The following is a 14,448-nucleotide window of genomic DNA, read 5'->3' as shown; positions in this document are numbered from 1 at the left end:
GAGGAGAGAGCAACCCTGATCACAGGAGACAGGGTGCAGTACACCGTGGCTGTGTCCAAGGGGATAGACGCAATTTACGTGCGCAAGGAAACCCTGAGGCCCGAGGACACGAAAATCGTCAGATTCTTCACAGAGGACACTGCAAGCATTCACTTACGAGAGGGTGTGCCGGCATACGCTAAAAGAGGGAAAATAGGCCATCTAAAGCTCGTGAAGATAACCGAACACCCGCTGACACTCGACGAGCTGAGGGAGATCGCCCATGAGATCCTGGAAGCCGCAAGTCAGGACGAGGAGAGCAGCATCGAGATTGAGAGAAAGGGAGTTACAGTCGTCCAGATGAGGGACCTGAGAATAGCCATCGCCGAGAGGCCGTTCTCCGACAGGATGGAGATTACCGCAGTCAGACCAATAGCCAAAGCGACACTTGACGACTACGGAATCAGCGAGGAGTTCAAGAAGAGGTTTGTAGAGAGGCAGAGAGGTATCCTTATATCTGGTCCGCCAGGGGCAGGTAAATCGACTTTCGCAGCGAGTGTCGCAAACTACCTGATGGAGAACGGATACATGGTAAAGACGATGGAGAGCCCGAGAGACCTGATGGTGAGGGACGAGATCACCCAGTACGCCCCTCTCGAAGGAGACATGGGGTTGACGGCAGACGTGCTGCTCCTCGTAAGGCCCGACTACACGATCTATGACGAGGTCAGAAAGACGTCAGACTTTCAGGTCTTCGCGGACATGAGGCTTGCGGGGGTGGGTATGATAGGAGTCACCCACGCAACAAGGCCGATAGATGCGATCCAGAGGATGATTGGGAGGGTCGAGCTCGGAGTAATACCGCAGGTTGTGGACACCGTGATCTTCATTGACGCTGGCAAGGTTGAGAAGGTCTACGAGCTGAGCTTTACCGTGAAGGTCCCCCACGGCATGACTGAGGCGGACCTCGCAAGACCAGTTATCGAGGTCGTCGACTTCGAGACGAAAAAGCTGGAGTACGAGATCTACACCTACGGCGAGCAGGTAGTCGTAATGCCGGTCGAGGAGAGCCAGGAAAACAGGTTACTCGTCTACGCCATCGAGAGCAAGATAAAGGACCTAGTATCGGTCTACGAGATAGTGCCGGTAAGCGACAAGAAGGCAATAGTGAGGGTTGCTGAAGACGAGATACCGTATCTGATAGGCAGGAAGGGCAAAAGGATAAAGATGATCGAGGAAGAACTCGGAGTCAGCATTGACGTCGAACCCCTGAAGATAGAGAGGGGCAGCGAAATGGAGACGTTCGTAGAGGAAAAGGGGAAGCACTACGTCATACACGCTGAGGGGCTTGAAGGCAAAAAGGTCGACGTGTACGCAGGGGACAGATACATATTCACCGCAGAAGTTGGAAGGAAAGGCGTTATAAGAGTGAGGAAGGATAGAGAGGCGGGTAAGGACATAAAGCTCGCCCTTGCAAAGGGAGAGAAAATCAGGTTGAGATACTGATGAGGAGCAGATACCTGCTTTCAATTTTTTACCTGCTAACAGCTTTCCTCGCGCTCGCTCTCGCCCCATACTACTCCAGCGCAGGAATGCAGGCATTCGAAGATGCATCGAGCGTTTCCAACTCAATATACTACATGGGCATGATTCTCGGATTCACTGCAGCGGTGCTGCTGCTCATCAGGCTGAAGAAGGGTCTGCTGAAGTACATATTCTACGGACTGCTGGCGGTCACCTATTTCTACGCGTTCCTGCCATTCCTCGGGATCCTTTCAGCAATCCCATCCATAGCGCTGATGATCGCACTCATAAGGAGCAGGCACTGGATCGTGGTGAACATATCAGCAATCCTCGTTGGGGCGGCGATAACGGCAATCTTCGGAATAAGTATGGAACCTCTGCCGGTAATTGTTCTGCTGGCGATTCTCGCGGTGTACGACTACATAGCAGTTTACAAGACCGGACACATGGTAACTCTCGCAGACAGCGTTTCTGAGCTGAATATTCCTGTCGTGTTCATAATTCCGGGAAAGGAAAGGGACGCGATAATGGGCGTGGGCGATGCAGTAATGCCCAACATCCTTGCAGTATCTGCCTTCACCTTTGGCTGTGTGTATCAGGCGGCGCTGACGCTGGTGGCAGGATATCTCGGACTGCTGATACTTCTCAGAGCTGTTGAGAAAAGCAAGGAAGCCCACCCGGGACTGCCGATACTAAACTCCTTCGCCATTCTCGGATTCGCCCTTGGACTTCTGCTCTGCAAGTGACCTGAGCATGTCCACAAGCTCCTCAATCCCCTCACCGGTTACCACAGACACCGCATGCCTGTCACGTCTGTCGTGAAGGTCCGCCTTGCTGTACACCTCTATAAGGGGCAGGTCAAACTCCTCCCTTACCTCATCGAGAAGCGACAGCTGCTTTTCGAGCTCAAATCCACACGACTCTGTCGGATCAATCACGAAAACGATGACATCTGCAAGGTGCCTGAGAGCGAGAATCGCTCTCCTCTCTATTCTGTTCCTTTTTTCGAACGGCCTGTCCAGAAGCCCGGGCGTGTCTATAACCTGAATTCTCACCCCCTCCGGAGTGTCTATGTACCCGACGAAAATCTTCTTCGTCGTGAACGGGTAGCTCGCGACTTCAGGATTCACCGTGGATATTGCAGAGATTATGCTCGACTTGCCCACATTCGGATAGCCGGCAAACACGGCGGTAAAATCTCCAGTAAGGGATGGTATTTCCCTGAGCCTCATCTTGGCCTCGTTGAGGAATCTTAGCTCTTCGTCGATCTGCTCGATAATCGAGGCAACCCTGCCGTATACCTCTCTAAGCGTTCTTTCTGGATCCCGGCCCCCCTTGACCCTCCTCACTCCCTGGGTTATGATCTTCTGAGTCATTGAGTCCGCCCACGCGAGGGCAGCAAGACTCTTCTTCAGCCTTCTTACCCCTACAACAACATCTATCATCTCCCTGTAGAAGTCGTCGAGGTTGTCGTAAGAGGGATGAGAGGTGATTATCCTGTCGAAGTAATTCGTGAGAACATTCGAAATCGTCGAGAGCTTGTTGATTGCCCTCTCCCTCCTGTTCCTCCCGGTAACCTCGGAGGCTCTCCTGAAGGCCTTCTCAATCAGCTCCTCTGCCGTCAGCACGGTGGGGAGTTTTCTGGCATCAAACGTCATCCAGAGACTTTGTGTGCCAAAGTTTTTAAATTCTGCCCATCAACAGATAGCTCTGATTAAATCTGCAATTTAAATGCAGGAAAAATATATAAACTAAGTTAGGTGAGAATTTAAAAAGGAGGGATGAAAAATGGAACTTGAACTCACACAGATCCAGAAGGACATCCTGTACGCCCTGATAACAATATACAAAAACAAGGGAGGAGGCTCGGTAAAGGGCGAGGAAATAGCGGAACTCATCAACAGAAATCCGGGGACGGTCAGGAACCAGATGCAGGCTCTCAGGTCTCTCGGGCTCGTTGAGGGAGTGCCAGGACCCAAGGGAGGATACAGACCCACCTCCAAGGCGTACGAGCTGCTCTCAATAACAAAGTATGACGAAGCTGTCAAGGTTCCGGTTCTGATTAACGGTGAACCTCAGGAAGATCTCTCGGCCGAAGAGATCGTTTTTCCGACACTCTCACATCCCAAGGTCTGTCAGGCCAGAATCAGGATCCTCGGAAACATAAAGAAGATTTCGCCAAACGACAGGATAATAGTCGGACCGACACCTGTAAACGAGCTGCTGGTTTACGGTAAGGTCGTCGGAAGAGACGACACCGACAACACGGTCGTCATAGACATCGAGAAAATAGTGGCGCTTCCCAAGGACAAGGTGGGAGAGCACATGTCAAGTCCGATAATAACGGTAAGCGCAGACGAGGTTGTGGAGGAGGCCGCGAAGGAGCTCGCCAAGAGGGGCATATACTGCATGCCCGTCGTGAAGGACGAAGAGTTTGTCGGAATATTCACACTCGACCATGTTGCAAAGGCAGTTGAGGAGGGTAAACTCAAGAGCAAGGTCAGTGACGTCATGAGGCCGAAGATCGTGTCTGTGGAGAAGGACATATCACTCGGAGAGGCTCTGAGGATCATGAACGACGAAGACGTGAGAATCCTAGTCGTGAAAGACTCTGGCAAGCCGGTAGGAGTTATAACTGATCAGAAGATACTGAAGCTGCTTGCTCCAGAACACATAAGAATGGAACACTAAATAAAACCATCAGGTATTTTTCTTTTCTTCCACCTCTCTCCCGGTGTAGTAGTTGTAAATGGCCGTCAGGAGTGCTGCGAGCATCGGAGTGAGAAAGAAACCGCTGACTCCTGCAACGAGACCACCACCAATAAACGAAAGCATGAGGACGAGCGGATGAACTTTCGACGTGTAGCCAACGAAGTACGGTCTGAGTATCAGCTCGGGAATTATGTACAGGAAAAGTGCCCCTGTGCCCAGAAACCACGCTGCCTTTATGCTGTCGGTGAAGAACAAATAAATTGCGACGGGAAGTATAACCATCCACTCCGCAAACACGGGAATTAGCGCTGCAAGAAACATTAGTCCGCTGAGTAGGGGGGCGTAAGGGATCCCGAAGTACAGGAAGTACGGAATGCTCGCCAGTCCGATCAGCAGAGCAGCAACAAAGTTCCCAAACCACAGGCCCGTGAACGTTCTGTCGAGTTCGTCAAAGAACCCTCTGACGTGAGCGCTTGAAAAGATTGCCCCGATTATTCTGTCTGCAACCCTCTTTCCGTCGAGTATCGCGTAGAAGCACACAATAGAGGATATGAAGAAGTTCATTATGAAGAACATGAACTTCGTCGTTACGTTGATCGCAAGATCTCCGATGCTCGTGTTCACGAAGTCCGTAAACTGGGAAAGGAGAGACTTCACTATGCTCGCGGTTTCCGGATCGAGATTCGATATGAAATCGTGGATCTGGCCCATGTACTCCTGGTAGTTCCTCAGAAGGAATATCAGCTGAGTGATGCCCTGAAATATGCCATAAAACAGGAAAAAGAACAGCGGTATCGCAATCAGCATTGTGGAAACGAACGCAGATGGTGCATCACCTATCCTGGTCCTGAGCCTGAAGTGGATCGGTCTTGCAACGTACGCAAGGACCACACCGAGGATTATCCCGTCGAGGAGGGGGGAGAGAAGATACAGGAACGTGAAGACCAGAAGGACCACTGCCGAGAGCAGCAGGAGCTTACTCCTCTCCATGCATTCCCTTTAGGCGTCTTATGTATAAGACTGTTTTCCTTATAATACCCGCAACATGATTCAGCTCGTACTTTGTCAATCCCGCCTTCCCAAAAGCTCTCTTCAGCAGAATCCTGGACTTCTGTATTCTGTGCCTCGGGTACCACACCTCGTGCATGAGCTGGTCGAAGTAATCCACAAGAACGTCCACATCCCTCTGTGTGGCGTGCTCACCACCGGACACCTCAGTCTTCGAGAGTTCGTACAGTATCACTGCTGCAGCGTGGCTGACGTTCATCACAGGGTACTCCTCACTGGTTGGAATGCTGACGACCACGTTGCACAACCTTAGCTCCTCGTCGAAAAGCCCGAAGTCCTCCCTGCCGAACAGAATTGCCGTGTTGGCCTTTACGACATTCTTCAGCTCATCCGGAGATACGGTTTTCCTGATGTAACTTCCGATGTTCCTGCTCCTTATCCCAGTCGTCCCCACCACAAGGCTCTTTTCTGCCAGATATTCCTCGAGGTTTTCAATGACCCTTGCATTCTCCACCAGGTCCCGAGCGTGTGATGCGGTGATGTAGCTCTCCCTCTCAACCCTGCAGTTGTAGAGGACGAGGTTTCTGAACCCAAAATTCTTCATGACCCTCGCAATAAACCCGATGTTCTCGGGAATTTTGAGCTCCACGAGAACGACATCCATCATAGGAACATTCTTGCAAGTTTGTACGCCATTTTTATGTGCTCCCTGGCACCATCGACAGGTTCGTCATGGCCCGGATACATCCTCTCAGCTTCAACTTCCGTCAGCCTTTTCAGCGAGTTAATCAGCTGGATCCCGTTACCTCCTGGAAAGTCCACCCTCCCAAAGCCACCGTTGGGAAAAACGGTGTCACCGGTGAAGATCAGCTTCTGGTCCGCATCGTAAAGACATATGCTTCCAGGAGTGTGTCCGGGGGTGTGCAGAACTTCGAGCTCGAGCTCGCCGAGTCTCAAAACGTAACCATCCTCAACCAGGATGTCCGGCTCGAATGGCGGAAAGTGGATTCCGAAAAAGCTTGCCGAGAAGTTCTGCTGGGTCGCAAACTCATACTCTCTTGCGTGGAGGACCACTTTCGCCCCGCTGACCTTCTTTAGGTCTGCGGTCGCGGAAGCGTGATCGAAGTGCGTGTGGGTCAGGACTATGTAGTCCAGATTTTCAACGTCAGTGTGCTTGGAAATTGCATCGTATATGAACCTGAAGTCACCACCAACGTCAATTATTGCAGTTTTATCGTCCAAAATAAGATATGCATTTGCCCCCAGTGGAGGGGCCACAATCCTCCTGATCATACAAGCTCCTGAGCCTCTATCTCCACGCTCTCCACGTCATCGAGGTTCTGAATTGCCTCGACGAGCCTGTCCCCAATACCCTCCTCATCGGGCATTACTGCGGCAACGAGGAGGGCCTTGAGGCCAAACGCTATTGGCTGAATCCCGAAGTCCGCAATCTCCACCTTCTCAGGAGCAGTCTCCTTCACCCTCTCCTTGAGGGCTTCGAGGTCCACCTCTACATCTTTCGGCATTACCCTAAGTCTCATGTACACCTTGCCCATTTTACCACCTCACGGTCCCTCAAACCCGCAGCTCTCACACACATACGGGTTACCGAGCTTTCTGCACTTCTTGCACCTGTAGATCATCTCCCCGCATGAAGGGCATGGGAACGCAACATAATTCGTACCGATCAGATTCGCGTTGCACGTGATGCACTTGTAGATCTCCACATCATCACCTCCCGATTACTGTGGTGCCCTTAGCTCTTCCTTTCATTATATAATCTTTTACCCTTCCCCCCACGAGCCCGTTGCATATAAACATGTCCCTGCCGTATTCGGCAAGCAGCCTCGGCGCAAATGTGTCGAGACAGGTCGCACGCCTCAGTTCACTGGCCCTCACCCGTTCCAGCAGTCGTCCGTCTTTGATGATGCCATCGACATCGGTCACCTTCACCAGCATCTCGGCATCAACCTTCTCTGCAACCCAGACGGCGATGCTATCGGACGTGACGTCCCAGGAGTGGGGGAGCTCGTCGTTCTTCCTGAGCAGGGCATAAGGCAGCAGGATTCTGACGCCAAGGGGTTTAAAGTCGAAGTCCTCCGGCTCAATTGTTTCTGCGAACCTCGACAGGTAAAACCCGTACATGTTCATCCCGAGAACTGCCATCCAGTGTGCGGCGTCGTCATCAACATTCAGCTCCCGGACTGCGTCCGCAAACCTCCACCCACCCGGGATTACCAAGATATCTTTACCCGTTTCCTTCAGCTCGGCAATTATTTTCCCGGCCGAGAAGGCCACGCTGCCACCGAGCTTAACGACAATCATGGTTCTCGGCAAGTTTCGCTATTGCGTATGCGGGAAAAATCTTGGACACCTCTCCGAACCTCTCTTCAAGAGACACGTACTCCAGCCCCGCCTTCTCCGCAGCCTCTCTGAGCAGAGGCTCGCCAATCCCACACCCGATTACCAAGGATATGCCGTACCTCTCGCCCTTGCCCTCCAGTTCAGCCCTCACCCTCTCAACCATTTCATCCCTGATTCTTGCTGCAGCACCCATGACGAACTCCTCGCCCAACTCGTCCAAGTCTGCACAGAACTGTCTGGCAAGCCTCTGCATGCACTCCCTCTTTCCCTTTCCCCTCCCGTCGGGAGTCTCGCAGGTGTACTGGCTCTCCCCGATTGTGCCTGCGATGACCATAGCGTCTGCAGTAATCGAAAACAGCTCGGACGAGCAGTTACCGCCTATCAGGAAGGAAGTCGGAGTTCTCAGCATCCCGAAATAAAGCAGCTCCCCTCTGTTCAGCCTTTGAAAGTCCGTTCTGCCTGCGAGGATCTCCCCATCCACGACCGGGATGATGTCAGTTGTCGTCGAGCCCATATCGGTGAATATGAAGCTCTCATACTCTCTGGAGAGATACTTCACGCTTGCAACCCAGTTGTTGGCGGCAAACCTCTCTGGGACATCCACCTCCTTCCTAAGATTTCCGTAAATGTCTATGTACACCACATTCTCGAAGACATTCTGAACCGCATTCGAGATGTATTTCACCCCTTCAGCTTTAGAGGAGAACGCATCTGCAAGCTCGGCGGTTATCACGACACCCACGTTTTCGCCTATATCGAGAGTTCTCAGGAACCTTTCGAGTTCCCTCCACCTCTTCCACATGGGAAAGTAGTGAATCTCCACACTCCCATCAGCCCCGTACACCTTCAGGTTTGCCCCACCGATGTCCAGACCGCTATATGAAGTCCTCAAGGCTCACACCCCTGAATTCGTAGCTTTCGAAGTCCTTTGCAAGCGGATACTTGGAGTTTGGCTGGTAAAAGTGACCCACATGGATGAAGAGTGTTTTTCTTGCGTTCAGCTTTCTCGCGAGAGCCATCGCATCTCCGGCGTTCATGTGCTTCCTCAGCCTGTACCCCTCCGGAGCTATCGCATCAACAAGAAGCAGGTCGGGATTGAGCATCGCCTCAATGCTCTCCTTCGGAATCTCGGGATTCGTGTCCCCTGTGATCACGACCTTGGAGCTTCCGTGCCTCAGCACAACACCGTGGGCCCTCCTCATGGGCGGGTGATTGACGTCAACAAGCGTTATCTCCACGCCGAAGAGTCTGAATGGACTGTACACGTCAACCTGCCTTTCCCTGTACTTCATGAAGTACATGAACCGACCAACGTCTTCGAGGACCTCTGCCGAGCTGAACACGTTCACACCGCTCTGCACCCTGTAGAAATCCCCGAATCCTGCGAAGTGGTCGTAATGAGCGTGAGTCCATATTACCGCATCAACCCTGTCCACATCCGCCCTCAGCAGCTGTCTCCTCATGTCCGGAGAGGTGTCTATGAGGATGTTCCTCCCCTCGTTCTGGACGAGTATTGAGAACCTCAGCCTCTCCCAGCCATTTTTCCTCGCATTCTCGCATGTTTTGCAGTGACACCCAATCACAGGGGTTCCCGGAGAGTCGCCAGTACCGAGTATCGTGATTCTCATGCTCAGTACGAGTTCTTGAGGTTGAGCCTCCCCCTAACATCCTCCACGGCCTTCCTCAGATCGTCCATGCTGAGTTCCTTCCTGCCCTCAACAAGCGCTGACAAAACGGCTTCCCTGATCACCAGCTTTACCTCGGCCCCCGTGAATCCGTCAGTCATCCTCACGAGTTCATCTATGTCGTAGCTCCCCGGAATTCTGCCGAGAGATATTTCAAAGATCCTCCGCCTGACGCTCTCAGAAGGCTCAGGGAACTCAACAATTTTGTCAAATCTCCTCCACACCGCAGAATCCAGCAGGCTCGGATGATTGGTTGCAGCAATCAGAAGGACTCCATCCTCCACAAGGTTTATCTCGTCTATGGACTTCAGCAGGGTGTTTACAGCCCTCTTCACTGCCGCATGTTCGTCACTCGTCCTCGTCTTTGCAACATAGTCAAACTCATCGATGAACAGTATGCACGGAGTCAGCCTCTTGGCTATCTCAAAGACCTTTTCTATGTTCTTCGACGTCTCTCCGAGGAACTGACTGGTGATCATCGAGAGCTTCACCTCGACGAGGGGCATGGACAGTTTTCTGCTCAGCGCCCTCGCAGTCGTGGTCTTTCCAGTCCCTGGGGGGCCAATGAACAGCAGCTTTCCAACTTCCTTCAGCCCCACCCCTCTGAGCCAGTCCCTTTCCTCTATGGCAGTTTCTATCTTCCTTATTTCATGAATCTGATAATCCTCAAGAACCACCTGGCTGAAGTCCTCCTCTATCTCTTCGGGAGAGAATATTCTCACGAGGTCGAGCATTTCCGCCGTGCTCTCGTCCTTTCTGAGCTCGTCTATTACGTTTCTTAGCCACTCAGCATCACTGTGCTTCGGCTTGTTGTACTTCTTGGCCTCGCTGTACGAGACGCCGAGGGAGTCATAGTTCTCGTAAAAGTACGCGAGAACGGGATTCCTCCTTATCAGATCGACTCCGTTCTTGGCCATCCACTTGGCTGCAAGGTCGAAGGAGGTTATCTTGACCTGCCTGTTGAAGTTGTTAATATCAACAAACGGGAGCTTCCTGAGCTCCCTGTCGTCATAACTCACCGCAGCTTTAAGAAGATTCTCCTTGACCACGAGTGGCCTTTTTATGCCACCATTCGTGTAAAAGATCTTGCGTATCTCCTTCGGGATGTCATCTTCCGTCAGATCCTCATACCTGTTGAAGATTTCTGCGGTTAGCAGCAGCTCGATTACCTTGGAGATCATAAACAACACCTCACGATCCCAACGCTTAACCCGGGAAGATTTTTAACCTTTTTGGGTAAGTCCCTCCACCACGTCGAAGCTGAGCCCCTCATCGACCAGCGTCCTTATGAGGTCCTCCGAGAGGGTCTCGGTAACCACTGCAATCACACCACTGCCATGGTGGGCAGCTTCAACGCAGACGTTTTTTGCACCGAAAAATATCGGCTCTACTCCGGCCTTCCTGCATGATACCAGCGCCTCAATGCCGAGCGCCACAACTATGTGCCGCCTCTTCTCCCTTATCAGCTTTCTGAGCAGTTCGATGTCTGTACTCCTGCTACCGCCCCTCTCGATCATCGGAACCCTGAAGATGACGATCTCGCCCTTTCCCGGAGGATTGAACATTCCGGTTGGTTTGACGAGCACATCCTCTCCATCGTCTGCAGAGACCATCGCAACGCCATTTCCGCTGTCAGACTCTCTTGCAAAAATGTAACCGTCCTCGAACCAGTACTCGACCTCACTACCCTCCGAAATTTTACCCATGGCGATGGCCACTATGGATGAGGAATATATCCTGCTCAGAAGCTCTTCCGTGAACAGGTGGAGGTCCAGCAGACTCTTGTTCAGCCACTCCCTTCCTTTTTCGGTAACCTCATAATAGCCCTTGTGAAGGACCCTGATAAATTCCTCAGAGGTGAGCTCCTTGAAGTGCTCCGAGACTGCCTGGGGAGTTATGTTCAGCTTTCTCGCGATGTCCCTCTGATTGCACTCGGGATTCTTCATGAGTTCGGAAAGAATTAATAGCCTCACCGTGTCTTTCCTGCTGAGGAGAACCTTCATCCCGGGTACATCGTCATAAAAAGTATTAAAAATTTGCCCGACATGAAGGATAATTAAGATAATTGTTTTTGAAAAAACATTAAGTTTCGTCATTCGTATGAATACGAACCCGACCTTATTAATGATAAATAAAGCTTTTATAGTGTATGATGATGAGAAATATTGGTGGTGCTGAATGCACAAGGAAGAGCTCGTCTTTCTGCACTTGACTCTGTTCCACGTCAAGAGATTTCTCGAGGAAGCGGGCCTGACAAACGGATATTTCAGGGAGTATGAGGATCTCGGCGTGCAGCCGGTCCACATACACAAGAGCAAGAACGACCACAAAAAAGCAATATTCCTCCTCTGCAAGGGTCTTAACGAGCTTTTGAGTGAGAGAGACCACTCAGACCTGCTTGCCAATCCAAGGCTAAGGGAAGTTATCAGTCTTGTCGAGGTCCAGGTTCATTAGGTACGCTGACTCACCATCACTGTAATACGACTCGAGAACCCCGACGACCCTGAATCCAAATTTTTTGTAAAGCTGCTGTGCAGCAACGTTTGAAACCCTTACTTCGAGAAGTAGCCTCCTTGCACCTCTCTCCTTCGCCTTTTTTATCGCCTCCCTCAGGAGCATTTTTCCTATACCCCTCCTGCGGAATTCCTTCTTAACCGCTATCGACATTATTTTCGCCTCGCTTTCCCTGTAAACCAGCACAGCGTACCCGACCACCATTGCACCTATGTCTGCCACGATGATCTCACTCCCGTATGCGAGATAGACAAAAAGGTCATACGTGGGGTTCTGCGTTTTGAAGGACTCTGCATCAATCCGGATTATGTCCGACGAGTCTCGTGGCTCGAAAGGTCTTATCAGCACGGAGTACACAGAAGATCTTATAACCGGTTTTGTTTATAAAGAAAACTGTGCTGGATCTCGCGAGATACATTGCTGAGAACTACTCCGGCAGGGTAGTCGAGGTCGGAGTTGGCAGGTTCTTCACCGTTTCAGACTTTCTTCACGATCTCGGGCTGGAGGTGATACGAGTGGACATCGTCAAGACGAGGGGAGACGTTGTTGTTGACGACGTGTGTAGGGCGCAGTTCCACAGGTACAGGGGTGCATCACTGGTTTACTCAATCAGACCACCGTATGAGATCCAGGCGTGTATTCTCAGGCTTGGAAGTGCCCTGAAGTGTGATGTGATAATTCTGCCCCTAAAAAACGAAGTTGTTGAAGGGGGGAGACTCGTAAATTACAGATCTGCGAGATTCTACGTTTTCACTCCACGAGACTCTCAAGAGATGCCGGGGCGTTGGCAAACTCCCTGAGGAATTCATATTCCGTTATGTGGAGGGTTCTGGCAAGAACAACTATGGAGTGAAGCGGTTCTCCAAAGTCGTGATCCCTGAGCCTGTAGTATTTGTCGCATACGGCGAGACTGTCGTCAGACCCGACCCTCGCAACTCCAACCGCGAAATGGTCGAGGGTGCCATCGTCTATTCTCTCAAGAAGCTCTACCGCATACTCAATCGTCATGGGCTCGGGGTTCAGATCGAGCAGAAGTAACGTGTGCGCATTTATTGAGAGGTTCTGCTTTATCACGTCAAGAGGTGTTCTCGAGACCGTATTTCTGTAAGGGTAGCTCACCGTCGCGATTTTTCCGAATCTGTAAATGTGCAATCCCGTAACCCCGGCAATCGCTGAAACTATGCTGGCGTTGTGAATTATCCTCACCTCCACGCCCTTTTTCTTGGCCTCGAAAACCACGCTCGAATGCGTCGTTGCAATCATCGGGTCTCCCGGAACGAGCACGACCACATTCCTTTCTCTTGCCTCGTCAATGAGCTTAGCGCTCTCCTCTTCGAGGTGCCTCCTTTCCAGAAGCTCAATTTCCCTGCCAAAAGTCATCTCAAGTGTCTCCAGAGATGTCGACAGCCTTGAAGTGTGGAACTCCACATAAACCCTGTCAGCATTCCTGACTGCTTCAAGCCCTTTCAGCGTGATGTCCCTTTCATCACACAGGCCGAGACCAACAAACGTGAGAGGCATCTGAGCTTACAGATAGTGGTAGCTATTTTAAGTTACCGGGTGGCATGTGATGCTTTTAGCCTCACCTCTTTCAACCCCTCCAACGTTTGAGAATGTTTAACTGTGCACTTAACAAACTTGCTAAAACCTTCCTCGATTGTTACAAACAGGTATCCAAACTTACCATGTTACATACCCAAGATTCGAATAATCTTCTTAGGTTAACCTGTGGTCGATAAAACTCCCTGGTTGATCGAGACTCTGAAAAATCTCAATTTGGAGTTTGAGCATCAAACCTTTCGGGAAGAGGAGTCTGGGTGAATCTGTGTTTTCTTCATTCAAACAGAGAATTAGGATTTTTCTCTGTTTGATTACAGCCAAATCCTGTAGTTAACTGGAATCTGTTCTGCAAGGTGTTTGTTCTGTATTGCAGTAAACCGAGGTGGAGTTTGTGTTAAGCGGACAGGCCTATTCAAGGGCAGAGAATCCTTAAATAGATTGCGCGCAAATAATCTGTGAAGGTGCCATACATGAGCGAGATAACTGTTAAGCTCAAAATACCAGATGAGGTCCTGAGGCAGGTGGATTTGAACAGGGTAGTCGAGAGGCTTGAAAGAGAAATTATGCTCGAATACAATTTGAAAAAGCTTCATGGAAAGCTCAGGGGCAGAAATCTTGAGAAGCTGCTCGAAGAGGTAGACGAGGAATGGGGGATTTGAAGGCTTTTGTTGACAGCAACGTAATTATCAACCATCTTGAAGGAAAGCTGGATTTGTCCGAGCTGAGGAGTAAATACAGTCTGCATTCAAATGCCATCGTTTTCATCGAGGTTTTCATGGTTTACCTGAAAGCGATTGCCTTTCAATCCCTTAAAGGTCTGATTTCAACTTCATGAATGCATATGCTGTGTGGTTCGGCAAGGCACTCTTTCAATCCCTTCAAGGTCTGATTTTAACACCAGTACTGACACCATGTTTATATTTCACCAGAAACTCTTTCAATCCCTTCAAGGTCTGATTTTAACACACACACATTGCGACCGCAATATTGACTTACTTTTTTCTTTCAATCTCTTCAAGGTCTGATTTTAACACCTGCTTGAGAGGACTGTTGCAGAGCTTGAATCCTCCTTTCAATCCCTTCAAGGTCTGATTTTAACGTT

Annotated in this window: 20 protein-coding genes; 7 read left to right on the top strand and 13 right to left on the bottom strand. The window is 50.7% G+C overall.

Going from position 1 to position 14,448, the window contains the following annotated elements; translation table 11 throughout:
* Together ACXJJC_RS04270 and ACXJJC_RS04265 are read left to right on the top strand one after the other, a co-directional pair.
* A partial coding sequence (locus ACXJJC_RS04270) for a PINc/VapC family ATPase (RefSeq protein WP_456369600.1) occupies positions 1 to 1,485 on the top strand: 1,485 nt, incomplete at its 5' end.
* Positions 1,485 to 2,249, top strand: coding sequence for a presenilin family intramembrane aspartyl protease PSH (locus ACXJJC_RS04265; RefSeq protein WP_456369598.1), 765 nt, complete (start codon positions 1,485 to 1,487; stop codon positions 2,247 to 2,249). The genes ACXJJC_RS04270 and ACXJJC_RS04265, both read left to right, overlap by 1 nt.
* On the opposite strand, the gene ACXJJC_RS04260 is transcribed toward ACXJJC_RS04265, so the two are convergent.
* Positions 2,196 to 3,161 carry an NOG1 family protein gene (locus ACXJJC_RS04260; RefSeq protein ID WP_456369596.1) on the bottom strand — a complete coding sequence of 322 codons (966 nt, stop codon included), beginning with the start codon at positions 3,159 to 3,161 and terminating at the stop codon, positions 2,196 to 2,198. The two genes, ACXJJC_RS04265 and ACXJJC_RS04260, sit on opposite strands and share 54 nt — an antisense overlap.
* A 130-nt stretch (positions 3,162 to 3,291) precedes the next feature.
* Here ACXJJC_RS04260 and ACXJJC_RS04255 point away from each other — a divergent pair, with 130 nt between their 5' ends.
* On the top strand, positions 3,292 to 4,194 hold the full coding sequence (locus ACXJJC_RS04255; protein ID WP_456369594.1) for a CBS domain-containing protein: 903 nt from the start codon (positions 3,292 to 3,294) through the stop codon (positions 4,192 to 4,194).
* A gap of 9 nt (positions 4,195 to 4,203) precedes the next feature.
* Here ACXJJC_RS04255 and ACXJJC_RS04250 read toward each other — a convergent pair whose 3' ends face one another.
* From ACXJJC_RS04250 to ACXJJC_RS04205, 10 genes are read right to left on the bottom strand one after another with little or no spacing between them, the layout of a single operon-like run.
* A complete protein-coding gene (locus ACXJJC_RS04250) occupies positions 4,204 to 5,205 on the bottom strand; it encodes an AI-2E family transporter (RefSeq protein ID WP_456369593.1) in 1,002 nt (333 codons plus the stop codon).
* Positions 5,192 to 5,890 (bottom strand): TrmJ/YjtD family RNA methyltransferase, encoded by a 699-nt coding sequence (locus ACXJJC_RS04245; protein ID WP_456369591.1) that lies wholly within the window; start codon positions 5,888 to 5,890, stop codon positions 5,192 to 5,194. The genes ACXJJC_RS04250 and ACXJJC_RS04245 overlap by 14 nt, the downstream gene beginning before the upstream one ends.
* Positions 5,887 to 6,516: an MBL fold metallo-hydrolase gene (locus ACXJJC_RS04240; protein WP_456369589.1), complete on the bottom strand. Its 630-nt coding sequence runs from the start codon at positions 6,514 to 6,516 to the stop codon at positions 5,887 to 5,889. Before ACXJJC_RS04240 ends, ACXJJC_RS04245 begins: the two co-directional genes overlap by 4 nt.
* A complete protein-coding gene (locus ACXJJC_RS04235; RefSeq protein ID WP_456369588.1) occupies positions 6,513 to 6,779 on the bottom strand; it encodes an elongation factor 1-beta in 267 nt (88 codons plus the stop codon). Before ACXJJC_RS04235 ends, ACXJJC_RS04240 begins: the two co-directional genes overlap by 4 nt.
* Positions 6,780 to 6,788: 9 nt before the next feature.
* A complete protein-coding gene (locus ACXJJC_RS04230; RefSeq protein WP_456369586.1) occupies positions 6,789 to 6,950 on the bottom strand; it encodes a zinc finger domain-containing protein in 162 nt (53 codons plus the stop codon).
* Positions 6,951 to 6,954: 4 nt separating this feature from the next.
* The gene (locus tag ACXJJC_RS04225; protein ID WP_456369584.1) at positions 6,955 to 7,548 is read right to left on the bottom strand and encodes an amino acid kinase family protein; all 594 of its coding nucleotides are present in this window, start codon (positions 7,546 to 7,548) and stop codon (positions 6,955 to 6,957) included.
* Positions 7,535 to 8,479, bottom strand: a complete 945-nt coding sequence (locus tag ACXJJC_RS04220) for a hydantoinase/oxoprolinase family protein (protein ID WP_456369583.1) — start codon at positions 8,477 to 8,479, stop codon at positions 7,535 to 7,537. The genes ACXJJC_RS04225 and ACXJJC_RS04220 overlap by 14 nt, the downstream gene beginning before the upstream one ends.
* Positions 8,463 to 9,215 (bottom strand): MBL fold metallo-hydrolase, encoded by a 753-nt coding sequence (locus ACXJJC_RS04215; RefSeq protein ID WP_456369582.1) that lies wholly within the window; start codon positions 9,213 to 9,215, stop codon positions 8,463 to 8,465. Before ACXJJC_RS04215 ends, ACXJJC_RS04220 begins: the two co-directional genes overlap by 17 nt.
* A 2-nt stretch (positions 9,216 to 9,217) precedes the next feature.
* Positions 9,218 to 10,453: an AAA family ATPase gene (locus ACXJJC_RS04210; RefSeq protein ID WP_456369581.1), complete on the bottom strand. Its 1,236-nt coding sequence runs from the start codon at positions 10,451 to 10,453 to the stop codon at positions 9,218 to 9,220.
* A 42-nt stretch (positions 10,454 to 10,495) separates the two neighbouring features.
* A complete protein-coding gene (locus ACXJJC_RS04205; protein ID WP_456369580.1) occupies positions 10,496 to 11,275 on the bottom strand; it encodes a DUF7839 domain-containing protein in 780 nt (259 codons plus the stop codon).
* A 175-nt stretch (positions 11,276 to 11,450) separates the two neighbouring features.
* Here ACXJJC_RS04205 and ACXJJC_RS04200 point away from each other — a divergent pair, with 175 nt between their 5' ends.
* Positions 11,451 to 11,726 carry a UPF0058 family protein gene (locus ACXJJC_RS04200; RefSeq protein WP_456369579.1) on the top strand — a complete coding sequence of 92 codons (276 nt, stop codon included), beginning with the start codon at positions 11,451 to 11,453 and terminating at the stop codon, positions 11,724 to 11,726.
* Here the strand turns inward: ACXJJC_RS04200 and rimI are convergent.
* The gene (gene rimI / locus ACXJJC_RS04195) at positions 11,685 to 12,143 is read right to left on the bottom strand and encodes a ribosomal protein S18-alanine N-acetyltransferase (protein ID WP_456369578.1); all 459 of its coding nucleotides are present in this window, start codon (positions 12,141 to 12,143) and stop codon (positions 11,685 to 11,687) included. The genes ACXJJC_RS04200 and rimI overlap by 42 nt on opposite strands.
* Positions 12,144 to 12,181: 38 nt before the next feature.
* On the opposite strand from rimI, the gene ACXJJC_RS04190 reads away from it, so the two are divergent.
* Positions 12,182 to 12,586, top strand: coding sequence for a UPF0146 family protein (locus tag ACXJJC_RS04190; RefSeq protein ID WP_456369577.1), 405 nt, complete (start codon positions 12,182 to 12,184; stop codon positions 12,584 to 12,586).
* Here the strand turns inward: ACXJJC_RS04190 and dph5 are convergent.
* The gene (gene dph5 / locus ACXJJC_RS04185; RefSeq protein WP_456369576.1) at positions 12,537 to 13,307 is read right to left on the bottom strand and encodes a diphthine synthase; all 771 of its coding nucleotides are present in this window, start codon (positions 13,305 to 13,307) and stop codon (positions 12,537 to 12,539) included. The two genes, ACXJJC_RS04190 and dph5, sit on opposite strands and share 50 nt — an antisense overlap.
* 509 nt (positions 13,308 to 13,816) lie before the next feature.
* On the opposite strand from dph5, the gene ACXJJC_RS04180 reads away from it, so the two are divergent.
* On the top strand, positions 13,817 to 14,005 hold the full coding sequence (locus tag ACXJJC_RS04180; protein ID WP_456369575.1) for a hypothetical protein: 189 nt from the start codon (positions 13,817 to 13,819) through the stop codon (positions 14,003 to 14,005).
* Positions 13,993 to 14,181, top strand: coding sequence for a PIN domain-containing protein (locus ACXJJC_RS04175; RefSeq protein WP_456369574.1), 189 nt, complete (start codon positions 13,993 to 13,995; stop codon positions 14,179 to 14,181). The genes ACXJJC_RS04180 and ACXJJC_RS04175 overlap by 13 nt, the downstream gene beginning before the upstream one ends.
* Positions 14,182 to 14,448: the final 267 nt, after the last annotated feature.

Source organism: Geoglobus sp. (genome assembly GCF_054018175.1).
This window is presented reverse-complemented; position numbering and strand designations above follow the sequence as displayed.